Annotated in this window: 21 protein-coding genes and 3 tRNA genes; 14 read left to right on the top strand and 10 right to left on the bottom strand. The window is 61.8% G+C overall.

Annotated features, from left to right (window positions below; genetic code table 11):
• Positions 1 to 124 precede the first annotated feature (124 nt).
• Positions 125 to 1,768, bottom strand: coding sequence for a thiamine pyrophosphate-binding protein (locus tag sake_RS11980; RefSeq protein WP_178946134.1), 1,644 nt, complete (start codon positions 1,766 to 1,768; stop codon positions 125 to 127).
• A gap of 157 nt (positions 1,769 to 1,925) precedes the next feature.
• Positions 1,926 to 3,359, bottom strand: a complete 1,434-nt coding sequence (locus sake_RS11975; protein ID WP_243155781.1) for a sodium:solute symporter — start codon at positions 3,357 to 3,359, stop codon at positions 1,926 to 1,928.
• A 117-nt stretch (positions 3,360 to 3,476) separates the two neighbouring features.
• On the opposite strand from sake_RS11975, the gene sake_RS11970 reads away from it, so the two are divergent.
• A complete protein-coding gene (locus sake_RS11970) occupies positions 3,477 to 4,043 on the top strand; it encodes an XRE family transcriptional regulator (RefSeq protein ID WP_129360283.1) in 567 nt (188 codons plus the stop codon).
• 199 nt (positions 4,044 to 4,242) lie between these two features.
• Here sake_RS11970 and sake_RS11965 read toward each other — a convergent pair whose 3' ends face one another.
• On the bottom strand, positions 4,243 to 4,989 hold the full coding sequence (locus sake_RS11965; RefSeq protein WP_178946132.1) for a trypsin-like serine protease: 747 nt from the start codon (positions 4,987 to 4,989) through the stop codon (positions 4,243 to 4,245).
• A gap of 160 nt (positions 4,990 to 5,149) precedes the next feature.
• Positions 5,150 to 5,980, bottom strand: coding sequence for a glycerophosphodiester phosphodiesterase family protein (locus sake_RS11960; RefSeq protein ID WP_165001003.1), 831 nt, complete (start codon positions 5,978 to 5,980; stop codon positions 5,150 to 5,152).
• A gap of 84 nt (positions 5,981 to 6,064) precedes the next feature.
• On the opposite strand from sake_RS11960, the gene sake_RS11955 reads away from it, so the two are divergent.
• From sake_RS11955 to sake_RS11945, 3 genes are all read left to right on the top strand, one after another.
• Positions 6,065 to 6,820: a fructosamine kinase family protein gene (locus sake_RS11955; RefSeq protein ID WP_129360286.1), complete on the top strand. Its 756-nt coding sequence runs from the start codon at positions 6,065 to 6,067 to the stop codon at positions 6,818 to 6,820.
• 107 nt (positions 6,821 to 6,927) lie between these two features.
• The gene (gene speB, locus sake_RS11950) at positions 6,928 to 8,001 is read left to right on the top strand and encodes an agmatinase (protein WP_371811896.1); all 1,074 of its coding nucleotides are present in this window, start codon (positions 6,928 to 6,930) and stop codon (positions 7,999 to 8,001) included.
• Positions 8,002 to 8,137: 136 nt separating this feature from the next.
• Entirely contained in the window at positions 8,138 to 9,409 is a 1,272-nt protein-coding gene (locus tag sake_RS11945) for a PLP-dependent aminotransferase family protein (protein WP_238147681.1), read from the top strand.
• Positions 9,410 to 9,471: 62 nt separating this feature from the next.
• On the opposite strand, the gene sake_RS11940 is transcribed toward sake_RS11945, so the two are convergent.
• The 3 genes from sake_RS11940 to sake_RS11930 all read right to left on the bottom strand — a co-directional run bounded on the left by sake_RS11940 (position 9,472) and on the right by sake_RS11930 (position 12,711).
• The gene (locus sake_RS11940) at positions 9,472 to 10,344 is read right to left on the bottom strand and encodes a sulfurtransferase (protein WP_178946130.1); all 873 of its coding nucleotides are present in this window, start codon (positions 10,342 to 10,344) and stop codon (positions 9,472 to 9,474) included.
• Positions 10,345 to 10,420: 76 nt separating this feature from the next.
• Positions 10,421 to 11,029 carry a lytic transglycosylase domain-containing protein gene (locus tag sake_RS11935; protein ID WP_129360289.1) on the bottom strand — a complete coding sequence of 203 codons (609 nt, stop codon included), beginning with the start codon at positions 11,027 to 11,029 and terminating at the stop codon, positions 10,421 to 10,423.
• Between the two features lie 86 nt (positions 11,030 to 11,115).
• Positions 11,116 to 12,711, bottom strand: coding sequence for a succinic semialdehyde dehydrogenase (locus sake_RS11930; protein ID WP_178946129.1), 1,596 nt, complete (start codon positions 12,709 to 12,711; stop codon positions 11,116 to 11,118).
• Between the two features lie 66 nt (positions 12,712 to 12,777).
• On the opposite strand from sake_RS11930, the gene sake_RS11925 reads away from it, so the two are divergent.
• The 5 genes from sake_RS11925 (at position 12,778) to sake_RS11905 (ending at position 17,846) form a co-directional block, all read left to right on the top strand.
• Entirely contained in the window at positions 12,778 to 13,989 is a 1,212-nt protein-coding gene (locus tag sake_RS11925) for an alanine racemase (protein ID WP_178946128.1), read from the top strand.
• Positions 13,989 to 15,317, top strand: a complete 1,329-nt coding sequence (locus tag sake_RS11920) for a D-arabinono-1,4-lactone oxidase (RefSeq protein WP_178946127.1) — start codon at positions 13,989 to 13,991, stop codon at positions 15,315 to 15,317. Before sake_RS11925 ends, sake_RS11920 begins: the two co-directional genes overlap by 1 nt.
• A 101-nt stretch (positions 15,318 to 15,418) precedes the next feature.
• The gene (locus sake_RS11915) at positions 15,419 to 15,919 is read left to right on the top strand and encodes a DUF456 domain-containing protein (RefSeq protein ID WP_129360292.1); all 501 of its coding nucleotides are present in this window, start codon (positions 15,419 to 15,421) and stop codon (positions 15,917 to 15,919) included.
• A 19-nt stretch (positions 15,920 to 15,938) separates the two neighbouring features.
• The gene (locus sake_RS11910) at positions 15,939 to 16,427 is read left to right on the top strand and encodes a hypothetical protein (protein ID WP_129360293.1); all 489 of its coding nucleotides are present in this window, start codon (positions 15,939 to 15,941) and stop codon (positions 16,425 to 16,427) included.
• Positions 16,428 to 16,556: 129 nt separating this feature from the next.
• On the top strand, positions 16,557 to 17,846 hold the full coding sequence (locus tag sake_RS11905) for a glycosyltransferase family 87 protein (protein WP_129360294.1): 1,290 nt from the start codon (positions 16,557 to 16,559) through the stop codon (positions 17,844 to 17,846).
• Between the two features lie 107 nt (positions 17,847 to 17,953).
• On the opposite strand, the gene sake_RS11900 is transcribed toward sake_RS11905, so the two are convergent.
• The 3 genes from sake_RS11900 to sake_RS11890 are packed head-to-tail and all read right to left on the bottom strand — an operon-like array spanning position 17,954 to position 21,668.
• A complete protein-coding gene (locus sake_RS11900; RefSeq protein WP_129360295.1) occupies positions 17,954 to 18,715 on the bottom strand; it encodes a LamB/YcsF family protein in 762 nt (253 codons plus the stop codon).
• The gene (locus sake_RS11895) at positions 18,712 to 19,686 is read right to left on the bottom strand and encodes a ribokinase (RefSeq protein WP_165001004.1); all 975 of its coding nucleotides are present in this window, start codon (positions 19,684 to 19,686) and stop codon (positions 18,712 to 18,714) included. Before sake_RS11895 ends, sake_RS11900 begins: the two co-directional genes overlap by 4 nt.
• Positions 19,650 to 21,668 carry a M13 family metallopeptidase gene (locus tag sake_RS11890; RefSeq protein WP_129360297.1) on the bottom strand — a complete coding sequence of 673 codons (2,019 nt, stop codon included), beginning with the start codon at positions 21,666 to 21,668 and terminating at the stop codon, positions 19,650 to 19,652. The genes sake_RS11895 and sake_RS11890 overlap by 37 nt, the downstream gene beginning before the upstream one ends.
• A gap of 164 nt (positions 21,669 to 21,832) precedes the next feature.
• Between sake_RS11890 and sake_RS11885 the strand changes: the two genes are divergently transcribed.
• From sake_RS11885 to sake_RS11865, 5 genes are all read left to right on the top strand, one after another.
• Positions 21,833 to 23,239, top strand: a complete 1,407-nt coding sequence (locus sake_RS11885; protein ID WP_178946126.1) for an FAD-dependent oxidoreductase — start codon at positions 21,833 to 21,835, stop codon at positions 23,237 to 23,239.
• Positions 23,240 to 23,343: 104 nt separating this feature from the next.
• A complete protein-coding gene (locus sake_RS11880) occupies positions 23,344 to 24,369 on the top strand; it encodes a universal stress protein (RefSeq protein ID WP_178946125.1) in 1,026 nt (341 codons plus the stop codon).
• 177 nt (positions 24,370 to 24,546) lie between these two features.
• Positions 24,547 to 24,619, top strand: a tRNA-Glu gene (locus sake_RS11875).
• A 69-nt stretch (positions 24,620 to 24,688) separates the two neighbouring features.
• A tRNA-Asp gene (locus tag sake_RS11870) sits at positions 24,689 to 24,762 on the top strand.
• Between the two features lie 73 nt (positions 24,763 to 24,835).
• Positions 24,836 to 24,908 (top strand) — tRNA-Phe (locus sake_RS11865).
• Positions 24,909 to 25,141: the final 233 nt, after the last annotated feature.

Raw genomic sequence — 25,141 nt, 5'->3', positions numbered from 1 at the left:
GAAACAGGTGGTCTCCTGGGAGATACGGCCGCCGGGCACGGCGCTGCGTGAACAGACGGTACCAATCCATGTCTGCGACACACGGCGCCGTCCGAAGCCCGGCCGGCCGAACCTCGATTCGGTATTACAGACCCCGGCCGATGGTGAGATGGATCAGGGACGGACCCTTGGTTTTCATCGCTTCCTGGACCTTCTGGGCCAACGTGTCCATGGTGGCCGAGAATCCCGTGGCGCCAAAACCTTCCGCGAGCTTGACCCAGTCGGGCTGCTTGAGGTCCACCGCGATGGGTGCAATGTTCCGGTCCTCTTCGTTGGCGCGGATTTCTCCGTAACCCCCGTTGTCCACGCAGATAATCGGCAAATCCAGTTCTTGCTCGACCGCGGTCATGACTTCCTGGATGGCAAACATGAGTGCGCCGTCGCCGAGGAGGCAGATCACCGGACGGTCCGGGGCGGCTACCTTAGCGCCGATGGACGCGGGGAGCCCGTAGCCGAGTGTCGCGTAGGTGCCCATGTACAACAGCGAGTTGGGTTTGGGGGCACGGTAGAACGTCGTCGTGCCCATGTAGGTGACCTGAGAGGAATCGCCACCAACGATGGCGTTGTCCGGCAGCACGCTCATGATGATTTCGTTGATCTTGGCGAGCTCCGGGGCAATCGAGCGGCCTTCCTCGTCGAGCTTTTCGAAGACCTTGGTCAAATCCGGCGCCGGGCGCGAGCCAGGGTCCACGCCTTCGGCCTTGAGCGCGGAGACCAGCTGAGGGACCACGGCGACCGAGTTGCCCGGGAGTTCGAGGTCCGGGGTGATGTTGGTCAGCATCTGCTGGCGCTCGATGTCCACGCGGATGATCGGGCCTTTCGGACGGATGTCGCCACCCCAGAGCTCGGCCTCGCCGATTTTCGAACCGATGATCAGCATCGCATCGGCCTTGCGGCAGAACTCGTGGGCGGTGCTCAGGCGCAGGTCCGCGCCGAGGGACAGTCGGTGCCGCTCAGGGATCGCGCCCTTGCCGTTGGTCGAGGTGATCACCGGCGCCTCGAGCAGCTCGGCCAGCTCCAGAACTGCTTCGTGCGCTGCGACCGAACCACCACCGGCAACGATGATCGGTTTCTCTGCTGCGGCCAGCATGTTCGCGGCGCGGGCGATGTCGTGCGGCTGAGCCGGCTGGAAGGAGCCGAGGGGGCGGGCCTGGAGCTCTTCCTCGGTGAAACCTCCGGTCTCCTCGAGAACGTCCAGGGGAACCTCGATGTGGATCGGCCGCGGGCGGGAGTGTTTGAAGGAGACGAACGCGTTGTGGATCATCTCTACCGCCTCGGAGGCCGAGCTGACGCGGCGGGACAGTCCGATGATCGAGTCCACGGCTCCGGTGGGGTTCTTGGTCTCGTGCAGGGATCCGATGTCGCGGAATTCGGTTCCGCGAGGCCGACCGGGGGACAGGATGATCATCGGGCGGGATTCGGCATATGCCGTGGCCGCACCCGAGAGCGAATTGAGCAGGCCCGGACCCGACGTCGTGATGACAACGCCGGGAAGCCCCTTGGTCAGCGACCATCCGTCGGCGCCGTACGAGGCGCCTTGCTCGTGACGGGTGGTCACGGGCTTGATGTCGAGTTCGTCGAGGTGTCGATAGAACTCAAGGTTGTGGGTGCCAGGGATGCCGAAAACCGTGTCGATACCGTAATTCCGCAAAGTAGCCAGAATGGCATAACCCGCGTTGTGACGCTGTTCGGTCTGAACGGGGGCTTCCCGTGCGGCCTGCTCGCTCATGATGCTCCTCCTCTTCGCCGCGGCGCTGCAGCGGATGGGGTTGTGGGTTCACTACAAAAGTATCCTGACGCGCAACCAGAATATACATATATGAAACTTTTTGGGGACCCGGCAACTCGCTCGTCGGAAAACCGGGCCCTTTCGGAATTCGGGCCTGCTACTTGCGGGATCCTTCGAGCCGAGCCTGCCATTCACCCAGTGTCGTCGAATCGGTGCGCGGCGTCGAGAGCGAAACCGCGACGTAGACGATCAGGGACAGGACCAGGCCGACGTAGATGGGCTCGTTTGCGGCGACACCGAAGAATGCCATGGATACCAGGACACTGATCGCGCCCACCAGCATCGAACTGGCGGCTCCGGGTCCTGTCCCGCGTTTCCAGAAGAGCCCGCCGAGGATCGCAACCAAGAGTCCGCCGACGAGGATGTCGTATGCGATCGTCAACGCTGTGACCACACTGGGGACGATCATCGCGATGACAGTGACGAACACTCCGATGATCAGCACGTACAGCCTGTCGAGTTTCATGCTTGCGCCCGATTCGTCGGGATTCTCGGTTCCGGAAGCACTCGATCCCTCGTGCACCTGAGGCATGGGCCGCGTGAATGCGCGGGAAAGCAACGGTACGACGTCGACCCTCGCAACCGTGGCCGAAGCGATCAGCGCTCCCGAGGCCGTGGACATCATTGCGGCGACGCCGGCAGCAAGTACCACGCCACCCAGGCCGGCGGGGAGATAATCCTGTGCGAGGGCCGCGAAGGCGTCATCGGATACCTCGAGATCCGGAAGAACCACGGCGGCGGCCATGCCGATGATCGCACCTGCGATGCCGTACAAAAGTGTGTAGAGGCCCGCAGCGAATCCGCCCCACCGCGCGACGTGAGGGGTGCGGGACGTGAAGACGCGCTGCCAAATATCCTGCCCGACCAGCAGGCCCAAGGTGTAGACGACGAACATCGTGATGATGGATTGTGCACCCATGGCTCCGGGGTCGAAGAACTCCGAGTCGAGGCGTGCGTGCAGACCGGACCAGCCGCCGGCCGAGTGAAGAGAGAACGGGAGGAGTAGAAAGAACATGCCGACCGTCATGATCAGGAACTGCATCAGGTCGGTCAGGGTGATGGACCACATTCCGCCCAGAATCGAATACCCGATGACAACCACGGACCCGATCACGATGCCCCAGGGCCGGTCCATATTGAACAGGACCTTGAAGATCGACGCGTAGGCGGAGGTTGAGGTTACGGCGAGCATCACGGTGTACCCGAGCATGACCACCGACGATGCTTTGACGGCCCGGCCGCCGTAACGAAGGCCGAGCATTTGGGACACCGTGTACACGCCCAGCTTCTGAAGGCGTCCGGCAAAAGCCAGGGAGAGCACCATGACGCCGACCGCGATGGCGGCAACCATCCACATCCCGGAAATGCCGTAAGTGTATCCGAGTCCGACGCCGCCGATCGTTGCGGCTCCGCCCAGGACGACGGCGGACATCGTCCCGGTGAAGAAGAGATATCCCAGCCGACGTCCGGCCACGCGATAGTCTTCTGTGCTCTTGGCGCGGCGTTTGCCGTACCAGCCGATAAGAACCATCGCGGCCAGGTACAGAAGAATGATGAGGAGGTTCAAGAACGGTTCCAATCCTGATGTGATGCGCAATTCATGGTCTCTATCGATACCATGCATAGAGGCCAATGAAAGGATCGAGCGATGAAGGCGTTGCCCGTTCAGCAACTGGAGAGATCGCCTGAACTGGGGTCACGGCTTCGCAATCACCGGTTGCGACAGCACATGACGATTGAGCAGCTGGCAACAGCGACGGACCTGACCAAGGGGTTCATCAGTCGTGTCGAGCGAGACCAGACCTCGCCCTCCGTCGCGTCGCTCGTCAAGTTGTGCAGAGCCCTCCGTGTGAACGTCGGTGATCTCTTCGAGGAGCCCGATACCCAGGTCATTCGTCTGGAGGAGGCACCCGAGGTGGACCTCGGCGGGGCGGGAATCCACGAGCGACTCGTGTCCGGTCCGAACCTCGAGAAGGTCCAAGTCATCCGGGCGAGTATCGAACCCGGGGGAACCGGCGAAGACGCCCTGTACACCGTGGAATGCGAGACCGAGGTTCTGCACGTCATCTCGGGTGAATTCGTGCTGAGGACCAGCGCCGGGGAGCTTGAGCTGGGCCCCGGAGATTCCGTGACCCTGAGCGGTCGGGAGCCTCATTCATGGCGCAATACCGGTGGCGGGCCGGCGGAGGTCCTCTGGGTTTTGGTGAATAAGTAGAGATTCTCGGGGTATTTCATATTTCGACGGGCGCCGATCAATCCTTCCGATTTGAAAAGAAGTGCCGAGATTTCCTCAAGATATCGAAATTCTTCTGTGCCCTGAGAATTCTCGATGGGCCGAAAGTATTCGCGCGACGACAACGCCCGGATGTGAAGGGGTTGTCGCCGCGCGAAGTGGTGTCCGTCGAAATGCTGGATTAGACCCCGGTCTGCTGGCTGATCCAGTTGCGGTGATCGGTCAGGTTGGCGTAATTGCTGCCGGCCTGGGTGTCTGCGCCGGGATCTGCGGAGTCGCCGGTCGAGCACACGGCGACGATCTGGCCGTTGATGACCAGCGGACCACCCGAGTCGCCGTGATTGGAGGCTCCGCTCGAACCGCGGACGTGTACTGCCTTGCCGCCGAAGGCATCGGTCGACGAGCCCAAGACGTTCACGCTCGCGGTGTACAGCCAGTCAGCTCGTCCCTGGTTGGCACGGAGACCGTACCCGAAGATATTGCCTTGGTCGCCCGACTTGGGGCTGTAGCCGCTTCCCAGCTGGGCGTACGAGCTGACCTCGTGCGGGCTCTGGAGGTGAATCAAGCCGACGTCACCGTAAGGCGAATTGACCACTCGATCGGAACCATAGGCCTTGCCGGGATTGGCCGTGTCGTTCGAGTAGTAGGCCTTCATGTTCTGCGAATCCTCGGTGCAGTGGCGCGCGGTCAGAATCCATTCGCTGTTGATGGCTTCGCCGGTGCAGCCGAAGGTTCCCGACTCTCCTGCGGTGTTGAAGGAGAGCTGGACGATATTAGGGCTATTGGTCGCCTGACCGCCGACGATGTAATTGGTCGAATCCGCCTGCGTTGCCGCCAACGCGGGGGTGCCGGAAACGCCCAGAGCGATTGAAGCGCCGAGGATTCCAAGTGCTGAAGCTGCTCTCTTAAGGTGCTGAGGCTTTTTCATTGACTAACTCCATAGAGCTACGGACCAAACTATTTTTGGCCCTGGTGAGCCTAATGTAATGCACGTCTCAGTATGTGGTCAACAAAGACTGGAAAATGAATTCGTCATATGTTTACAACGAAAGCTATAAATGTGAATTTATGTAAATTTTATTTAATAATCACGGATGGGCTTTTGCGCTTCCGGACTGATGCGGCTCGGGGCGTGCCGCAGGTGCGTGCCGCAATGCTGCGGGCGCCTCGATTGGAGTGAGCCCTTTGGGGCCATCCGTGCAGATTCCGTCGACGCCCCAGCCGGCGAGTTCGGCTGCACGGCCAGGGTTGTTGACGGTCCACGTGTTGATTTCGAGCCCTTCGGCATGTATCAATCCGACGATATGTTCGTTGAGTTCGCGATGGTGCGGATGAACGTACGTCGCGCCGATGGAATGGGCGATCTCTCGCCACCCCGAATGCCGGTTCGTCAGGGTGAAACGGTTCCGCTCGAAGAGGCAGGCCAAACGAAGGCGGGGCGCCACGAGGTGGAGTGCCGTGAGGAGGGGGTGATTGAAGGAGGAAACGATGACGCGCGGTTCCTCGTCACGAGGTTTGACGCGCTCAAGCTCCCGGGCGATCGCATGAATGTAGGTGTCGACCCGTTCAGGGCTGGGGTCGGTGAGCTTGAGCTCCAGATTCATGTTCAGGCCGGTGTTGTTCATGAGATCCACCAGGTCTCTGAGGGTGGGAACGCGAGTGTCCGCGAAGTTCGGGGAGAACCAGCGACCTACGTCGATCTCTGCCAGATCTTCAATCTGCGATTCGCTCACACGGGTCGCGACTTTACCAGTGCGTTTGAAGGACGAATCGTGGATGAGCACAATGGTCCCGTCAACCAGCATGTCGGCATCCGTCTCAACCCACTGGAAACCGGCGTCCGCGGCCGCCCGGAACGCGGCCATAGTGTTTTCGGGGGCCTTCTCGGAGTGCCCGCGATGGGCGATCAAGAAACTCACGAATCCATAGTGGCAGAGAAAAGTGGCGTGCCGGTTAACGCCGACCCCCTTTTGGGCTGGCGGTGCGTTGGTGGATCATGAGGTATGGAGTTTTTCACCAAGCACACGACCGGCAGACCTGCTGACTGGGAAAAATCCGGCTTGGAATGGCTAACCGATGCGGAAGGCGATGGGGGTGCGCGCATTTGTCGCGTCGTCGGTGTGGCCGAGGATGGCCTCCGGCTCGAACTGATACGGGAATCCTCTCCGTCCAAGGCGGCCGCGCGGGCATTCGGCCAGGGTCTTGCCACGATGCACGACGCCGGTGCCCCGGCATGGGGAGCGGGTCCTCCAGGGTGGGAGGGCGACGGATACCAAGGTCCTGCGAGCCAGCAACTGGCCTTGCCCCTCGGTGAATTCGAATCATGGGGAGCGATGTTCGCCCAGTTGAGGATTGCGCCGCTGGTTCGGGAGGTCAAAGGCTTCTCCAGCGACGAGCGACGACTGTTCGGTCAGCTGTGTGAGCGGTTGCGTGACGGAGTTTTCGACGACGGTGATGCGCCGTCCCGTCTGCACGGCGATCTGTGGGCGGGCAATGTGCTCTGGACCAGTGACGAAGCCGTGCTGATCGATCCGACGACATATGGCGGGCACCGCGAGGACGACCTGGCCGCATTGGCGATGTTCGGAGCCCCGCATCTGCGCGACATTCTCGAAGGCTATGAAGAGGTCCATCCGCTGGAGGCGGGGTGGCAGGAACGCGTGGACTTGCATCAGCTTCATTTGATCCTGCTCCATGCGGCATTGTTCGGCGGTGGGTACGTCAAGCAAGCGATTCAGGCGGCTCGTCGCTACGTCTAGGCGGATCGTTTTGCGGGCGGGGCGTGACGAGTATGCCCCAGTGCACAAAAGCAACTTTTGTTGCACAATGGGAAACAAGCCCAGTACGACTTCCCGGGAGGACACACGTGAGCAGCAAAAACGATCCCAAGATTCAGCCGAGTTTCTCGGCGGACCCCGAGCGCATTATCGAAACCGATGCGAACGGTCGCGAGTACGTGGGTCCCGTCAACGCCGCCCAGGTCCCGCGCTGGGCCGGTAACGGAACCTTCGCTCGGTTGCCCCGATTGGACGAGGTGAACAAGGCGGACGTCGTCGTCGCCGGCATGCCGTGGGACACCGGGGTCTCGTACCGCCCGGGTGCGCGTTTCGGTTCGAATCACGTTCGCGAGTCCTCCCGTCTCTTGCGTCCCTTCAACCCTGCGCAGAACGTTTCCCCGTTCAAGAACACCCAGGTCGCTGACGCGGGTGACATCATCGGCAATCCCTTCAACATCGAGGAAGCCCTTGAGGCGATGGACGCGGGCGCTCACGAGCTGACCAAGGACGGTACCAAGCTCGTTACGATCGGCGGTGACCACACCATTGCGCTGCCCAACCTGCGGAACATGCACCGACAGCATGGGCCGGTAGCTCTGCTGCACTTTGACGCGCATTTGGATACGTGGGATACCTACTTCGGTGCCGAATACACCCACGGAACCCCATTCCGCCGTGCTTTCGAGGAAAATCTCATCGATACGGATGCGCTCTGCCACGTAGGCACCCGGGGTCCGCTGTACGGAACGGAGGATCTCGACGACGACGCCCGCTTCGGTTTCGGCATTGTCTCATCCGCCGATATCTACCGCCTCGGCGTCGACAGGGTCGTCGAGTTGCTCCGAAAGCGCGTGGGTGACCGTCCGTTGTATATTTCCCTGGACATCGACGTGCTGGACCCGGCTCATGCTCCGGGGACCGGGACCCCGGAAGCCGGTGGCGCGACGAGCCGCGAGATCCTCGAGATCGTCCGTGGCCTGCGCGGACTGGACGTGGTCGGCGCCGAGGTCGTGGAAGTGGCCCCTGCTTACGATCACGCGGAACTGACCGGTATAGCCGCGGCACATATTGTGTACGAATTCATCAGCCTGATGGCCCTGGGCAAGAACGCGTCGGCAGATGGCCCCGCATACGGCGAGGCCAAGAACACGTACGGGGCATAGGCAGGAGCCGTACCCGGCACGGACGCCGGGTGCGGCCCCACACGGGTCCCGGGCGTGCCCCTCAGCCGTGGTGTCCGCACGCGACGACCCCACCAGACCAGGTCCTCGACCTCCACTCGAATCAAAGGAGACTTAAGTGGTCAGCATTCAGGAACTCATGTCCGGAGCAACCGGCGCGGACGCGCGTCTCATGCAAGGTTTTGCCTCGAGGGCTGCGGGCTTCCGTCCCTCGCCCGTGCGTGACGTCTTCGAGGTCTCGATGCGTCCGGGCATCATCTCTTTGGCCGGTGGCAACCCGGACCTCGAACTCCTTCCATTGGACCGTTTGGGTGAGATGGCTTCCAAGATCATCTCCGAGGAGGGCCTCGAGGTCCTGCAGTACGGCTCGGGCGCCGGTTTGGAAGAACTGGCAGAGCTCGTGTGTGAGTTCATGGAGTCGGAAGGCTCCCACCCCAAGCTGGACGAGATCCAGATGACCGCGGGCTCACAGATGGGGCTCGACCTCGTGACCAAGCTGTTCACGGACCCGGGCGACGTCATTCTGGCGGAAGGGCCCACCTATACTGGCGCCCTCGGGGTATTCGAAGGCTACGAGGTCGAGGTCCAGCAGGTAGAGATGGACGATCAGGGTCTGGACCCGGCAGAGGTCGAGGAGAAGATCACACGCCTCAAGTCCGAGGGAAAAAAGGTCAAATTCCTCTACACGATCCCCAATTACCAGAACCCCACCGGTGTGACGCTCGCTGACGAGCGCCGTGCAGAACTCGTCCGTGTGTGCCGTGAGAACGACGTCCTGGTGGTTGAGGACAACCCCTATGGTCAGCTCGGATTCGACGGGGAGCGTCATCGGTCCCTGCATTCGTACGATCCCGAAGCCGTCATCTACCTCGGTAGTTTCTCGAAGGTTTTCTCACCGGGGGTGCGCGTCGGCTGGATGGTTGCGCCGCCGCGGGTCCGCAAGTTCCTGCAGATCGCGGGTGAGGCCGTAACCATTTGTCCGTCGGTCCTCTCCCAACGGCTGGTTCTCGGGTTCATGAGCGAAGGGATGTGGGAGCCTCACACCCGCAGGACCTCCAAGCTGTACAAGGAGCGGTGCGAATCCGTTCTGGAGGCGTGCGAGAAGTTCATGCCCGAGGGCACGCAGTGGACGACTCCGGAGGGTGGGTTCTTCACCTGGCTGACCCTGCCCGAGGGCGGGGCCGGAAATGCTGAGCTAGCACTTCCCCGGGCCATCGATGCGGGCGTGGTGTTCGTGCCGGGCACCGCGTTCTACGACGACGCCGCCGCGCACCGCGCAGGCAATCCGCCTGCCGAGCCCTCCGGGGCACGCAATGTGCGCCTCGCGTTCTCATCGGTGGCCCCGGAACGTCTCGCGGAGGGGGTCCAGCGCCTGGCGGGCGTCCTCTAGGGGCCCAGCGCTCCGGTGGCACAAAGAACTCCCCACTCCTGGCACGGAAGTGGGGAGTTCTTCTATGAGCCGGAAACATCGCCCGGCTCGGGATGGAGGGCCGAATACTGGGACCAGGATCCCGGGTAGAGGCGCCCGTGGAGGCCTGCGGCTTCCAGAGCCACGAGGTTATGACATGCCGTCACGCCGGACCCGCAGTACACGATGGGTTCGGTATCGCCGTCCACGCCTGCCTCTCCGAAGCGTTTCCGCAGATCGACGGCCGCCAAAAAGTGTCCGTCCGTTCCGATGTTCTCCGCGTGGAAAACATTGAGTGCGCCGGGAATGTGGCCTGCCCATGGATCCATCGGCTCGACCTCGCCCCGGTACCGTTCTGGGGCACGCGAGTCCAGAAGCGGGAGTCCGTCAGAAGCGGCAGTTTCGGCGTCGTGCATCGTCGCGAGCCATTCCGGGTTCACCGGCGTGCGTCGGAAGCTTCCCGCGGGTGCCGGAATTTCGTCGCCTGCCCCGGTTTCGAGGGCGTCCGCGCCATGCTGACGGGCCCAGGCCTGGATCCCGCCGTCGAGAAGGGTCGCGGTGTGCCCCGTGGCGCGCAATAACCACACGAGTCGGGAAGCAGAGCCTCCCGAGGCATCGTCGTAGGCGATGACGACGGTATTCTCGGCTATGCCCGCGGCTTCCATGCCGGCCGCGAAAGTCTCGGGATCCGGGAGCGGATGTCGGCCGGATTCGGCCGTTGCCGGCGCAGCAAGGACCGTGTCAAGATCGACGAAAGTCGCCTCGGGCAGATGGCCCGAGGCAAAGGCGGCAGAACCTGAGCGCCCATCCAAGTACCAACGCACATCGGCCACGCGGACCTCCAGATCGGAGCCGAGGAGCAGCTGGTCGGCGTCCTCGACCGATGTGACCCAAGGAATATGTGAAGACGTAGGCATAGTGCCAATCTAGTCCAAGGAAGCCAGCCTCGGGGAGAATGCTCCGGACCGCGGCTCGAATTCTGAACCCCGTGGACTAATTGCAAGTCTTCGAGTACTTGCCTTCGGAAAGCTTCATGATCTTGTGGACGTAATTCTTGGTTTCGGAGATGTCGGGGACACCGTGCGCCTTCTTCATGGCGTTGGGGCCGGCGTTGTAGCCGGCCAAAGCGTACCGTGCGACGTCTTCTTCGGAATTGGCGTATTCGTCGGCCTGCTTGTGGAGGTACTTCATGTACCGGCCCTGGGCCGCGATCGCATCCTTTTCATTCATGGGGTCCCCGTCCCCCCAGACGTCCCAGGTGTCCTGGGTGAATTGCGCGATTCCCATGGCACCGGCTTTCGAATGAGCGTCAGGGTTCCACCCCGATTCGGCCTCGATCTGAGCCGCGAGAATCTTGACGGGAAATCCCGATTCCTCCGAGGCCTTCTGCATGTCTTCTGACAGATGATCCGGTATGGCCGATGAATTCAGAATCGTGCACTCCGACTTTCCGTAGTCACTCAGGATCAGACCGACCGAACCCACCACGAGCAGTAGCAGGGCGGTCAGGACCTGCCAGTGGCGCACGAGCGTCCGTGAGATCTTATTGGCCTGACCGTCGTGGGGTTTTCCGGCGGGAGAGCGCTTTTTCGAATTAGCCATCGGGCCAAGCTTACAGAGTGCGTTTGGCCTGGTCGCTCCGGGATGTCAGAGATCACGAAGGAACGCGTTGGTGCTGCTTTCGGCAGCTACTTCAGCCGCAGTGCCTTCATCGCCCCGAGGGCCTGGCTCATGACCTTTTGGAACCTCTCGCCGTCCAATGGACCGAAGGGAGCAATGGGCATGAGTGCCTGGTGGGCAACGGTTCGAGTTCGGGTGAATTCGACAATTCCTTCCGGCCCGTGCCGATGCCCCAGACCGGATGCCTTCAGACCGCCGGACGGCGCCGCAATCGATCCCCACGCGGCGGCGAAGGCTTCGTTGACGTTGACCATTCCGGCTTCGACGTCGGAGGCGACCGCCAGTCCATGGGATTTGTCGCCCGAGTACACGCTCGCATTGAGGCCGTAGGGAGTCTCGTTGGCACGGGCAATCGCTTCGTCCTCGGAGTCGACTCGGTAGACCGCGACGACCGGACCAAAGGTCTCTTCATGCGTGAGTCGGGCCGAGGGTGGTACATCGGTGAGAATCGTCGGTTCGAAGAAACAACGACCGAGGTCCGGCCGTGCCGAGCCTCCTGCAAGAATCTTCGCGCCGACCTGTGTGGCCTGTTTCACGGAGCGTTGCACCCTGGCGAGGTGCTCCTCGGAGATCAGGCTGCCGACGTCGTGGTGGTGGTCGAATGAGAAACCCAGTCGCAGCGCCCCAGTGGCGTTCCGGAAACGTGTGCAGAATTCGTTGTAGAGCTCGTCCGCGACATAAATGCGCTCGATCGACAGGCACAACTGGCCCGTCGAGGAGAAGCACCCTCGCACGGCCCCGTCCACCGCTGCATCGAGGAAAGCGTCCGAACAGATGATCATGGGGTTCTTGCCGCCGAGCTCGAGCGCGGTCGGTTTGAGCATTGCGCCCGTTTTCTGGGCGATACCGCGACCGGCGGCGGTGGATCCGGTGAAAGACACCGCATCCACCATGTCCAGGAGGGCGTCACCGATCTCATCCACGGGACCCGGGACAAGCTGCCACGCCTCGGCCGGGAGACCGGCCGAGATCGCGAGCCGGCGCATCAGGATGGCCGAGAGCGCGGTCTTGGAATCGGGTTTGTGGATCACCACATTGCCCGCGGCCAATGCCGAGAGCAGATCCGTTCCTCCCAAGGAGACCGGGTAATTCCACGGGGTGATGAACCCGACCGCTCCCAGAGGGAGGCGCTGGACGGTGGTGTTCGTCAGCCCGGGAAGGGCGCCACGGCGGTGTTCGTGACGAAGGACTTTCGGGGCCGTGCGTCCCACGAAACGACACACGTTGTATGCGTCCATGACCTCGTCGAACGCATGGATCCGGGATTTTCCGGTTTCGGCCTGGATCGTGTCCAGAATGAGTTCTTCGTGGCGCCGGATTTCACCGTGCAAGCGGAGCAGGACGGCAGCGCGTTCGGACGCGGGCCGTTCGGCCCACCCCGGTTGCGCGGCCCGAGCCCTATCGACGGCACGGAACACATCCTCAGCGCTCGCGCCGTGAAAAGAGAACAGCCTCTCTCCGAGCGCAGGGGCCGTGGCCTGGAGGCGGGGTCCGGTTCCTGCGACATCATCGCTCAGGTTCTCCGTGAGGAACTCGGCGAGTCGCGGGGGCAGGCCCACGGTATTGGGCCGGGTGGAGGAGAGATCGGCACTGACTGTACTCATGAGTCCAGTTTGGCAGATTTTGACGTATGGTGTGAGGCAAAGCACCTCGTCAAGCAAGGATTTTCTATGGTTTCCCTCTCCATCCGGCAGGCCCTCCACGGCATGGACGGACCGGTGGGAGCGATCGATCGAGATGCTCTGGACACCAACATTGCGGCCTTGCGCAAGAGGGCTGCGGGACTTCCCATCCGTGTCGCCTCCAAATCTCTGCGTGTCCCTGGGGCAATGTCCTACGTTCTGGCCCAGCCGGGATTTCACGGCATCATGGCTTTCTCCCTGGATGAGGCCCTGTCGCTGGTCGAGGAGGGATTCGGCGACATACTCGTGGCTTATCCCACGACCAACCGATCTGCTCTGCGGCAGCTGGGTGAGAGCCGAACCGGGAGGGAAAACATCACGCTCACGGTCGACTCTGCGGAACACCTCGATTACATCGAGTACCAACTCCGCCAAGGTGAGACGGAGGCCTCCGCATCGCCCCTCCTGCCAGTTCGGGTCTGTCTCGATGTCGACGCGTCGTTGCGGATTTGGGAGAAAGTTTTGGCCGACCGTTTGCATCTGGGGGCCCGCAGATCACCGGTCCGCACGCCGGAACAGGCGATCGACGTCGTCCGGCAGATTGCCCGTCGGCCTCGATTCGCCTTGGTGGGTGTCCTGTCATATGAGGGCCAAATCGCTGGACGGGGGAATGCGGGGAAGGGCCTTGGTGCCATTCTGACGCGGCGCATGCAGGGAACCTCGGCGGCCGAACTCAAGGAACGCAGGGCTCAGGTCCTCGCCGCGATCAGAGAAGAACGGGACCTGGAATTCGTCAACGGAGGCGGCACAGGATCGCTCGAGAGCAGCTCGAGCGAGGGAACTCTGACGGAGGTCGCCGCGGGTTCGGGGCTGCTCTCGCCCGGCTTGTTCGACGGTTACCAACAATTTCATCATCGCCCCGCGGCCTTCATCGCAACGCCGGTCGTGCGGCGTCCGGCGCCGGGCTGGGTCACGGTCTTCGAAGGCGGATGGATTGCCTCGGGCCCGAGCGGAACCGACCGTCTTCCCACGATCGATTGGCCTGCAGAACTGAAGTATTCGCTGGCCGAAGGACCAGGAGAAGTCCAGACGCCGCTTCGCGGACCGGGCGCCGAGACTCTGGCGCTGGGCGACCTGGTGTATTTCCGGCATGCCAAAGCCGGTGAACTTGCCGAGCACCTGGCCGAGTATGTGGTCGTCGCGGACGGTCGGGTTGTCGACACTTGGGCCACTTATCGAGGAAAGGGGTGGAATTTCTGATGCACACGGTGAGCAATTGGTCGGGCATCGAATCCGCGCAACCGCAGCACTTGTGGAAGCCTCGGACGCAGGGGCAAGCAGTCGGTGTCGTACGCCAAGCCGCAGACAACGGGGAAAGGATCCGAGTGGTCGGAGCCGCCCACTCCTTCACACCAATCGCCCTCGGCGACGAACACCTCGTGAATCTGGACGAGATGACCGGGCTCGTCCGGGTCGATCTGCCCCGGCGTCGCGCACGATTCCTTGCCGGAACACGCCTGCGAGACATTCCTCGGCTTCTTGAACCATACGGCTTGGCCCTGACCAATCAGGGAGACGTCAACCCCCAGTCGATTGCGGGAGCGATCTCGACGGGAACTCACGGTACTGGCCTGGGCTTCACCGGTTTCGGCGGGACCGTGACCGGGCTGAGCCTCGTGACGCCGGACGGCTCGGTTATGAGCCTGTCCGCATCGGAGAATCCCGAAATTTTCGATCTGGCGCGGATATCGGTTGGGGTGCTGGGCATGATCCTGGAAGTCGAGCTGGAATGCGTGGAGGCCTTCGACCTCGTTGCGCAGGAAACCGGGGAACATCTCGAGGACTTGTTGGCCAGCTTGGAGGATCGTGCGCGGTCTCATGATCACCTCGAATTCTTTTGGTTCCCTCATACCGACAAGGCGGTCGCCAAAACAAACACCCGTGTTCCCCGAGACGCTGCATCACCACCGGACCTCGCACACATCGGGCCGCGAACCCGTTGGCTGCAGATGCTCAGCGAAGAAATCGTGGACAATGGCGCGCTCAGCCTGATGTGCGAGGTCGGTACCGCTTTCCCCCGGGCTGTTCCGGCTATGGCCCATGCGGCAGCGTGGGCGACGTCGAACCGCTCCTACCGTGCCCCGGCCCACGAAGTCTTCGTCTCGCCGCGGAGGGTTCGGTTCAACGAGGCGGAATACGCGGTTCCGTTGGAAGAAGGTCCCGAGGCCATCAGGGAAGTCAAGCGATTCATCGAGCGCAACGATCTGAAGGTCTCGTTTCCCGTCGAAGGCCGTGTGGCTGCGGCCGACGACGTGCCTCTCTCGACTGCATTCGGCCGTGAAACGATGTACATCGCCGTGCACCAGTACTTTAAAGAGGACCCGACGAGGTATTTGGGCGGGGTCGAAAAGATCATGCGCGCCCATGGCGGCCGGCCCCACTGGGGAAAGAGGCACTCGCTGGGTTGCGAGGAGCTTTCGCGGTTGTATCCGCGCTTCGAGGACTTCCGGCGGCTGCGCGAACGGTTGGACCCGGATGCCGTTTTCGGAAATGCGCACACCGACAAACTCTTCGGAGTGACCAGGTAGAAACACACACGCTGGCGCGAAGCGCCTTTCGGCGTTGGCAAAAACTCGTCCGGGTTCTCTGCCGAGCCATGTCATGGCTGGTGAGACGTAGGATTGAAGGTATGACAGCCGTAATCGTCGCGACCGTTGTCGCCGCCCTGCTGATCGTCGTCGGGATCCTGGGAATTATCTTTCCGGTACTGCCCGGTTCGGTTCTCGTCCTGGCGGCGACTTTGGTCTGGTCCCTGACGGTCCGTGCGCCCGAAGGCTGGTGGGTTCTGGGCCTTGGGGGAGGGTTGGCTCTCGTCGGGCTCTGCGCGAGCCTTGTGCTCACGGGCCGGACCATGAAACGCAGAAGCATCCCGAACCGCTCACTGCTTTACGGAGTCATAGGCGCGGTCGTCGGAATGTTCGTATTGCCGGTTTTGGGGCTGGTCATCGGTTTTGCGGTGGGCCTTTTCGCTTCCGAGGTATACCGCCAGAAGGACCTCGGCGCGGCCTTCTCCTCATCCGTTGCGGCGCTGAAAGCCGCCGGAATCGGCATGCTGATCGAGCTCGTCTGTGCCTTGATTGCTGGCACTGTGTTCGTGATCGCGGGACTCACATACTTCATCACGGCGTGAGGCCGGTAGACTGGCGGCCATGAAATCTCTGCCTGCTTCCCTGGCTCTGGCCGCCGCCGCGATCATTCAAGCGATGGGTCTCTACAAGTGGCATCCGGATTCCATGGCGGTGGCCGGACAGGTTTTCTTCCCTGTTCTCTTCGGTCTCATGTCCGTCTACCTGGCGTGGCGCAACAAGGGCTCGGAGCGTTTCTTCCTGGCGCACACGATCGTCATGGTTCTGGGCATTCTGGCCCTCGTGGCCACACTCATCGGTGTTGTGGGAACCGTGTTCGCGCTGTACCCCTCGTACATCGTGTATTACGTGTGCCTACTGGTGATCGTGATCGAAACGGCATTGCGGATCGCGGCGATGCCGAAAAAGAAGAAGGCCGAGCCGGACAGCGAGAACGGCGAGGTGCGCAAGCCCAAACGTCGCCGCAAGGTCGCGGGCGCCGGTCCGACCAATTTGGTGGCCAAGCCCAAGAACCAGTCCTCGCCGGAGGACTCGGAAAAACCGCAGGGCTAGTATCGGGGCCCAGCGCGGTGCGAGGGCAGATGCACGATGTGGCTTGCGCTGGCCCCACGGCGGGCAGGCCGATTCTGTTCTCCGTCCACAACCGCAGCTTCAGGGCTGATCGCTAGGTAAACTGAACCAATGACTTCCTCTTCCGTTGAGCGCAGCGCGCCCTCCAAACCCTGGCAGGCGGCCGCCTGGATCGTCGTTGTCGTCGTTCTCGGCGGACAGATTCTCTACGCACTGACACAAGGCGGCTTGGACTTTACGGTCTACCGTGCGGGTGCCGCGACGATCTTCGGTAACGACGGAATCAACAAGGACCTCTACGAGCTTCACCTCGTGCCGCTCACGGAAACCTCGTTCCTGCCGTTCACGTATCCTCCGTTCGCGGCCTTGTTGTTTCTGCCATTTGCGTTCCTGCCGGTCAAAGTCGGAACGGCGATTATGGTCCTGTTCTCGATCGCCGTCGCATGGTGGTTCGCCGCGATCATTTACGATTACGTCAACCACCGCGGGTACAAGATTCCGCTGCAGGACAAGCTGGGGCGCACGACGACGATCGCGCTTCTGGCCGCGCTCATCTGCCTTTCCGGGCCGTGGCGACGTGGGCTCGGACTCGTGCAGATCAACCCGCTGATCATGCTTTTGATTCTCGCGGATCTGCTGCGCCCGGCCACCAAGGTTCCGCGAGGTCTGCTGATCGGTATCGCCGCGGGCATCAAGCTGACCCCACTGGCCTTCGGGCTGGTCCTCCTGATGCGCAAGGATATCAAGGGCCTGGTAACCCTGGCCGCGTCGTTTGCGGGCACCATCCTGGTCGGCGTGATCTTTCTGCCCCACCAGGCAGCGGAATTCTGGTTCCATGCCATTTCCGATCCGTCCAGGGTCGGGAACATCAACTACCTGGACAACATCTCGATCCAGGGATGGCTGATGCACATTGGCCTGACGGGTTCATTGCTGAAAATCGTGATGTACGTGCTGATCGTTGCGCTCATTGTGGGCGTAGCGGCCGTGATTCCCTCGTTGGACAAACGGGGGATGAAACTGTCGATCGTCTCGCTCAATGCCTTCGTGATGCTCTCGATCTCCCCCATTTCCTGGTCACATCACAACACGTGGTTCCCGCTGATCATCGCCGCAATTTGTGTGGACGCTCTCCCGTGGCTCTTCTCGCGTCGTGGACCGGAGCGCACCGTTGCCTTGGTTCTCGCCTGGGTCGCCGGAATCGGCCTGTACATCTCGCCGATGTGGATCGGAATCGCGTTGTACGGGTCCTCGCAGTATTTGGACGACATCACCACGATCCCGTTGGTCATCTCCGCGATACCCATCATGTGCCTCTTCGTGTTCTTTGCGATGTGGATTGTCGAGGCTTGGCGCCACCGAGATGTTGACGATTCCAGGGTCAGGCCCGAGCTCTCCTGAGTATCTTGTGCTGGGGGCGATGACTCTTCGCCACGAATGCCACAAGCGCACCGGTTGTCGAACTACTCCGGTGCGCTTTTCTCGTTCGAGTGAGTGCTTCCACCGAGTTATGCTGCGGCGAAACTTTCTACCGCGATTCCGGCGTCGTCGAGACTTTGGCGGATGGTTCTCGCGATCTCCACAGCTCCCGGTGTATCCCCGTGCACGCACACGCTCTGGGCATTGACCTCGATCTCTGAACCGTCGACCGCAGTGACCAGTCCGTCCTTGACCATGCGCACGACGCGGGAAGCGATCTCGTCGGCATCGTGGAGGACCGCGCCTTGTTCCCTGCGAGACACGAGGGAACCGTCCGAGTTGTAGCCGCGGTCTGCGAAGACCTCTGGAACCGCGCGCAACCCGGCTGCCTCCGCGGCCATTGCGATCTTGGAATTCGGCAGAACCAAGATCGGCAGATCGGTGCTGACCGATGCGATACCTTCCGCCACAGCGCGGGCTTGGGCTTCATCGCGGGCAATGTGATTGTAGAGCGCCCCGTGGGGTTTGACGTAAGCAACCTGCGTACCCGAGGCCACCGCGATGGCCTGGAGCGCGCCGATCTGGTAGATCACCGAGTTCACCAGCTCATTGTGGCCCATGTCCATGACTCTCCGGCCGAATCCTTGCAGATCGGGGTAAGAAACGTGAGCCCCCACAGCGGCACCGGCTTCCGCCGCCGCACGGCACGTCGTCCGTGCGACGACGGGGTCTCCGGCGTGGAATCCGCATGCGACGTTGAGCGAGGAGACGATCCGCGCCATCGTGGCGTCGTCGCCCATGGTCCAGGAGCCGAAGGACTCGCCCGAGTCCGAATTGAGATCAACCTTCATTGTTCCTCCAAAGAGAATTCTGAGTAGGATGACGACGCCCCTGCCTTCTCGACGACCTTGGCGGCCTCGCGGGAGGCGATGGTCGCGCACGCCGCCAGAGTTTCCAGCGGCAGGGTTCCTGCGCCGTCGTCGGAACACACCCGATGTGCCAAGGCAGCTGCGAAGACCCCCGCATAAGCGTCTCCCGCACCGGTCGTATCCACCACATCTTCTGTGGGGAAAGCCTGGATACGTGTGGGCCGAGGATCCTCGCGGGTGGCAACGACAGAGCCCTGCTCGCCCAATGTCACGACCACATTCGGCGCGAGTTCGGTCAACCGTTGGGCGACCGACTCGACAGTCGCCGAGCCCAATTCGCTCAACACTGCGGCGGCTTCGGACTCATTGACCATCAACACGTCGGTCGCGGCGAGGCACTCGGTCGAGACTTTCACGGCCGGAGCGAGGTTCAGGACCAGACGCGCTTCGAGGGGCGCGACCGCTCGCGCCAACTCCTCGAGGGCTTCGGCCGGAATTTCGCCCTGCGCCATGACGACCGCGGCATCGTCGAAACTGCAATCGCGCCCCCGCCGAATCAGCTCGGGGGAGACCGACCGGTTCGCCGCTGGGACGATCGAGATCATGTTCTCCCCGAGCGCGTCCACGGTGATGTGCGCCGAGCCCGAGTCCCCGGGCACCTCGACGACCCATTCGGTCCGGACCCCTCGGTCGCGGAGGACCGAGACGAGCTGTTTTCCGACCTCGTCAGTTCCAACGCACCCGAGGAAGGAGGTCGGGACTCCGGTTAGCGCGGAGGCAACCGCTTGATTAGCTCCTTTACCGCCCAGACCGTACGTTACGGAATGGCCCACGACCGTTTCCCCGGGGGCCGGAAACTTCTCAACGGTCACGGTGACGTCGCGGCTCACCGACCCGACGACGAACACCTCCGGCTTCACCAGATCCTCACCCTCTCCTCGGGGTCGAGCCACATCTCGTCCTCGGGCCGAACGCCGAAGGCCTCGTGGAACTCGTCGACATTGCGAACCGTGCCATTGCACCGGAATTCCGAGGGGGAATGCGGGTCGATCGACAGAAGCATCTTGGCTGTCTGGGGGCGCGCCTTGGACCGCCAAATCTGCGCGAAGGCCAGAATCAGGCGCTGAACAGCGCTGACGCCGTCGACCTCGGGCGCGTCCTCGAGCGTGGTGCCTTGCTTCTCGAGCGCCTTGCGGTACGCCTTAATCGCAATCGTCAACCCACCCAGGTCGCCGATATTCTCTCCTAGAGTCAGTTCACCGTTGACGCGGTCCTCGGCCGGGTCCAACCCCTCCGGGGTGTATTGCGCATACTGGCTGACCAACGAATTCGTGCGGTTCTCGAATTCTTCGAGATCCTTCTCGGTCCACCAGTCGTTGAGGTTGCCGTCACCGTCGTACTTGGCCCCCTGATCGTCGAAGCCATGCCCGATCTCGTGCCCGATGACGGCCCCGATGCCGCCGTAATTTGCGGCGTCATCGGCATCCATCGAGAAGAACGGCGGCTGCAGGATCGCAGCGGGGAACACGATTTCGTTCATCACCGGATTGAAATACGCGTTCACGGTCTGGGGAGTCATGTGCCACTCATGACGGTTGATGGGCTGACCCAGCTTTCCGAGCTCGTAGTCGTGTTCGAAACGATTGCCCGAGCGGACGTTCTCCACGAGGTTCTGACTGATCTGCAATGAGGAGTAGTCACGCCATTCGTCCGGGTACCCGATCTTCGGGGTGAATTTAGAGAGCTTCTCCAATGCTCGTTCACGGGTGGCCGGCGTCATCCAGTCCAACGAGGAAATGGAATCACGGTAGGCCTCGATCAGGTTCCCGACGAGTTCCTGCATCCGCTGCTTGTGCTCGGGCGGGAAGTGGCGGGCGACGTATTCCTTGCCGACTTCCTCGCCCAGAAGAGATTCCACGAGCCCGACTCCGCGCTTCCAACGATCGCGCATTTCCTCTGTTCCCATGAGGCGCTTGGAGTAGAACTCGAAATTCTCCTGCACCGCCTCGTCGTGAAGGAATGCGGCGCGGGAGTGAATGATGTGCCAAGCAGTCCAGAGTTTCCAGCGGGACATCGGCTCCGTCTTCCACATGGCTGCGAAGGACTTGAGGAAGGAAGGCTGCGCGACGACGACGCGTGCGAAACTCTCCTCGGAGCCCCCGAGGGCTTCGACCCACCGACCCCAAGGGAAGCCCGGGAATTTATCCTTGAGCCCAGCCAGGGTGTAGGGATTGTAGGTTTTGTGCGCATCGCGGCACATGACCTTGTCCCAGTGATGCGAGGCGAGCTGCGTTTCCAGATCGAAGACTTGCCGTGCCGCCGAATCGGGGGTCTCGCCGAGGCGTTCGGCCGCTCCCGTAATCTCGAACATTCGGGAAATGTGTTCGCGGTATGCCTCGCGGATCTCGGCGTACTTGGCCTCGCGGTAGTATTCCTCGTCCGGAAGGCCGAGACCGGACTGTGCCACATAGGGGACGTATTCCGTCGCGTTCTTGGCGTCGTTGTTGATGTACAGGCCGACCGGGCTGCCGACGCCGCTGGCATCGAGGGCAGCGAGCACTATGACCAGGCCGTCCTTGTCCTGAACCGCGTCCAGGAGGGAGAAATCCTTTTCCAGGGGCTGATTGCCGGCGTCGTTGATCGCGTCCACGTCCATGAAGGAGTTGTACAACGCACCGACTTTGGACTCGGGATCGGCTTCGCCGGCCGAGACGATGATGTCTCGGATCTGTTCTTCGGAGCGGTCGCGCAGTGCGTAGAATGCGCCGTCGATTCCCCGGTCAGCGGGGATTCGGTGCTGGTCGATCCACGCTCCGTTGGCGTAACGATAGAGGTCATTGCGTGGATCCACCGAGGTATTCATGCCTGAGGTGTCGAGGTCATGATCCTCCGAACGGGGTGATCCTTCGGGCTGTGCAGATGAGCTTGGGGTCATGACTCAACTCTACCGATCTGCCTATGACGTCCGCTGAAGAATTACTAAGGGCACCCTGATTCGTATGAGGTCATCTCGTTAGACTGATAGCTAGTGCCTCAGTGCTGCCCCTCCTCACGAGGGCCCGGAACCGAGTCCGGGATCAGTTACGAAAGGAAGTCTCTGTGTCTGAAAACCCCGCCCGTCCGCTGCGCGTCGCCGTGATCGGATCGGGTCCCGCGGGCGTGTACGCCTCGGACCTGCTGACCAAGTCCGATGCCGTCGCCGACGGCGAGGTGGATGTCAGCATCGATATTTTCGATCGCTACCCCGCGCCGTTCGGTCTGATTCGCTATGGCGTTGCTCCCGACCATCCCCGCATCAAGGGCATCATCACCTCGCTGCACAAGATCATGGAGAACCCCAAGCTGCGATTCTTCGGCAATGTGGAGTACGGAACGGACATCACGCTCGCTGAGCTTCGCGAACATTACGACGCGGTCATTTTCGCGACGGGAGCTTACTTCGACGCGTCGCTGCATATCCCCGGAGTCGAACTGGACGGTTCCTACGGTGCTGCCGAATTCGTGGCCTGGTACGACGGCCACCCCGACGTCTCCCGTGAATGGCCTCTCGAGGCGAAGGAAATCGCGGTCCTGGGCAACGGCAACGTCGCGCTCGACGTCGCCCGTGTGCTGTCCAAGCACGCCGAAGACCTGCTGGTCACCGAGATCCCAAACAACGTCTACGAGGGTCTCAAGAAGTCCCCGGTCACCGACGTCCACATTTTCGGTCGCCGCGGACCGGCTCAGATGAAGTTCACGCCGCTCGAACTCCGCGAGCTGGCCAAATCCCGCGATGTCGACATCGTGCTTCACGACGAGGACTTCCAATTCGACGAGGCCTCCGAAGCGGCTATCGAGTCGAATAACCAGATCAAGGCCTTGATCAAGACCCTCAACAAATGGCGCGAGGAGCAGAAAGAGAATCCGGGAACCGCTTCCCGTCGACTCCACCTGCACTTCATGCAGTCCCCGGCCGAGATCGTGGGGGATGAGAATGGCAAGGTCCGCGCCATTCGTATGGAACGCAATGAACTCGACGGCGCGGGCGGAATTCGCCCGACGGGAGAAACCGAGGAATATCCCGTTCAAGCGGTGTACCGCGCAATTGGCTACCACGGTTCTCAGTTGCCCGAGGTCGGCTACGACGGCCTGCGGGGTGTCATTCCCAATGAGGAAGGACGCGTCCTCGACGAAACCGAGACGCCCATCCCGGGGCTCTACGCGACCGGGTGGATCAAGCGCGGTCCCGTGGGCCTGATCGGCTCGACCAAGTCGGATGCGTTGGAGACCATCACCCACTTGCTCGAGGACCGAGAATTCACGGCGACCAAGGCCGATGCCGAGAATGTTCTCGAATTCCTCGAATCGAAGGGCATCAAATACACGACGTGGGAAGGGTGGCATGCCCTGGACGAGCACGAGCAGTCCTTGGGGCAAGCCGTGACCGACGCCGAGGGCAACCCGCGCAAGCGCGTCAAGGTCGTTCCGCGTGAAGACATGGTCGAAATTTCCCGAAAAGGCCAGTAGGGGCTCTCATGTGGCGCCCCGGAAGTGAATTTCCGGGGCGCACCAGGGCATATACGTGATTTACGTCCTAGAATGGGTACAGGAACTACCCAAGGAGGGACGCCATGTCAGAGACCAATGGCTTGCATTCCAACAGCACGTTCGGGGCCCGCGCGGTGGCTGAGGGCTCCGGAGGCCAGAATCTCGGAGATATCCACGGCGAGGTCATCGTCGGAATTGATGGTTCCGATCAAAGTTACGGGGCCCTGATCTGGGCAGTTTCCGAGGCCAAGAGGCGCAAGGTTCCGGTTCGCCTGGTCACTGCCTATTCCTTGCCGGTCTTCACCGGCACGGGATTCGACTCGGGATATTCCGTCATCGACGACAAAGCGCTGGAAGACGGCGTAACCCAAATTCTCGACGAGGCTCATCGTCGCGTCGAGGACGACGACGTCGATTTGCGAGCCACGGTGGAGACCGGCGATGCTTCGGGCATCTTGCTGGAACTTTCCAAGCGTGCGGAGCTGATTGTCGTCGGTTCTCGGTCGGCCAAGGGGTTCCTCGGCAGGCTTCTCGGCACCGTCTCGACGGCGTTGCCGGCCAAGTCTCGCTGCCCCGTCGTGGTCGTTCCATTGAATTGGGCAAAGAGGCACGCGGAGGATGCGACGATTCTTCAGCCGAGCCACGGCGTCGCCGTCGGTTCGGACGGTTCGGATCAGGCTCGTATCGCGATTCTGAAGGCCGCCGAGCAGGCCGAGCGCATGGGTGTGGGTCTCAAGCTCGTCAACGCGCTCGCGCCGTTCACCGGTGCGGTGAACTGGGTTCCCGCTGCCGTTGACTTCGAGGCCATGTACCGCGAGGTCGAGGAGCTTCAGAACCAGGCCAAGGATTGGATCAGTGGCTTTTTCCCGAAGCTCGACGTCACCGCGGAACTCATCGATGGTTCCCCAGTGCGCGTGCTGATCGAAGCCGGCGAGGAAGCCGACATGATTGTGGTCGGTACTCGGGGACGTGGCGGGTTGACCGGAATGATCCTGGGCTCGACGTCGCAAGGCGTGCTGCACAGTTCGGACAATCCCGTGATGATCGTCCCGGAGCTCAAGGACGAGCGCATCGACTCCGCTCCGGAACCGGGTGTGGTCTGGGGCTGATTCGTTCTGTTTCGCATAAGGCGGGCGGAGTCGGCCGTGGAGGCAGAAGCGTTCAGGGCCGACTCTCCGCCTTATTTGTGATTCGCGACTCTTTCGGGATTCTCGATTTGTGCTTTGGCTCCAAACGCGATTATGCTTATGGAGGTCCAAGCGAGGAATACTCCCGAGCTGGCCTAAGCCCCCATCGTCTAGCGGCCTAGGACACCGCCCTTTCACGGCGGCGGCACGGGTTCGAATCCCGTTGGGGGTACTGCAAGTCTCTGATTTGCACACCTTAGTTTATTCCAATAGGATTTTCTCTCGTTGGAAAAAACAACTAGGCCCTGTAGCGCAGTTGGTTAGCGCGCCGCCCTGTCACGGCGGAGGTCGCGGGTTCAAGTCCCGTCAGGGTCGCTCTGGCGGCGTATTTATTCTGATGAATGTCAGATAGAGACGCCGTCGTGGCATATCTGCACTAGATGTGCCTGGCTCTGTAGCTCAGTTGGTAGAGCGTACGACTGAAAATCGTAAGGTCACCGGATCGACGCCGGTCGGAGCCACGAAATCCGCCTCGTAGGCTTCTATGCGGGGCGGATTTCTTTTTAAGGGTCGAACACCCGGCATGAAGCGCGGGCTTTCACGTGGCGTCCCTGCCGGCCCAGTACTCGGGAGAGCGGTGAGCGTTATCGGCGGCCCGGGGCTCTTCTCGTTCCGACGGTCTGCCGCATCTGGTTTCACGCCTCTCTGGTGTGGCCGGCAATAATTGCGCTCCATGGATTCGCGATCGCAGGCG

It is taken from the genome of Kocuria sp. TGY1127_2 (genome assembly GCF_013394385.1).
GTDB lineage: Bacteria > Actinomycetota > Actinomycetes > Actinomycetales > Micrococcaceae > Rothia.
This window is presented reverse-complemented; position numbering and strand designations above follow the sequence as displayed.

Coding starts and splice junctions, on each gene's coding strand:
- sake_RS11980 (WP_178946134.1), bottom strand. CDS start 1,768: ATGAGCGAGCAGGCCGCACGGGAAGCCCCCGTTCAGACCGAACAGCGT.
- sake_RS11975 (WP_243155781.1), bottom strand. CDS start 3,359: ATGGTTCTTATCGGCTGGTACGGCAAACGCCGCGCCAAGAGCACAGAA.
- sake_RS11970 (WP_129360283.1), top strand. CDS start 3,477: ATGAAGGCGTTGCCCGTTCAGCAACTGGAGAGATCGCCTGAACTGGGG.
- sake_RS11965 (WP_178946132.1), bottom strand. CDS start 4,989: ATGAAAAAGCCTCAGCACCTTAAGAGAGCAGCTTCAGCACTTGGAATC.
- sake_RS11955 (WP_129360286.1), top strand. CDS start 6,065: ATGGAGTTTTTCACCAAGCACACGACCGGCAGACCTGCTGACTGGGAA.
- sake_RS11940 (WP_178946130.1), bottom strand. CDS start 10,344: ATGCCTACGTCTTCACATATTCCTTGGGTCACATCGGTCGAGGACGCC.
- sake_RS11935 (WP_129360289.1), bottom strand. CDS start 11,029: ATGGCTAATTCGAAAAAGCGCTCTCCCGCCGGAAAACCCCACGACGGT.
- sake_RS11930 (WP_178946129.1), bottom strand. CDS start 12,711: ATGAGTACAGTCAGTGCCGATCTCTCCTCCACCCGGCCCAATACCGTG.
- sake_RS11925 (WP_178946128.1), top strand. CDS start 12,778: ATGGTTTCCCTCTCCATCCGGCAGGCCCTCCACGGCATGGACGGACCG.
- sake_RS11920 (WP_178946127.1), top strand. CDS start 13,989: ATGCACACGGTGAGCAATTGGTCGGGCATCGAATCCGCGCAACCGCAG.
- sake_RS11915 (WP_129360292.1), top strand. CDS start 15,419: ATGACAGCCGTAATCGTCGCGACCGTTGTCGCCGCCCTGCTGATCGTC.
- sake_RS11910 (WP_129360293.1), top strand. CDS start 15,939: ATGAAATCTCTGCCTGCTTCCCTGGCTCTGGCCGCCGCCGCGATCATT.
- sake_RS11905 (WP_129360294.1), top strand. CDS start 16,557: ATGACTTCCTCTTCCGTTGAGCGCAGCGCGCCCTCCAAACCCTGGCAG.
- sake_RS11900 (WP_129360295.1), bottom strand. CDS start 18,715: ATGAAGGTTGATCTCAATTCGGACTCGGGCGAGTCCTTCGGCTCCTGG.
- sake_RS11890 (WP_129360297.1), bottom strand. CDS start 21,668: ATGACCCCAAGCTCATCTGCACAGCCCGAAGGATCACCCCGTTCGGAG.
- sake_RS11880 (WP_178946125.1), top strand. CDS start 23,344: ATGTCAGAGACCAATGGCTTGCATTCCAACAGCACGTTCGGGGCCCGC.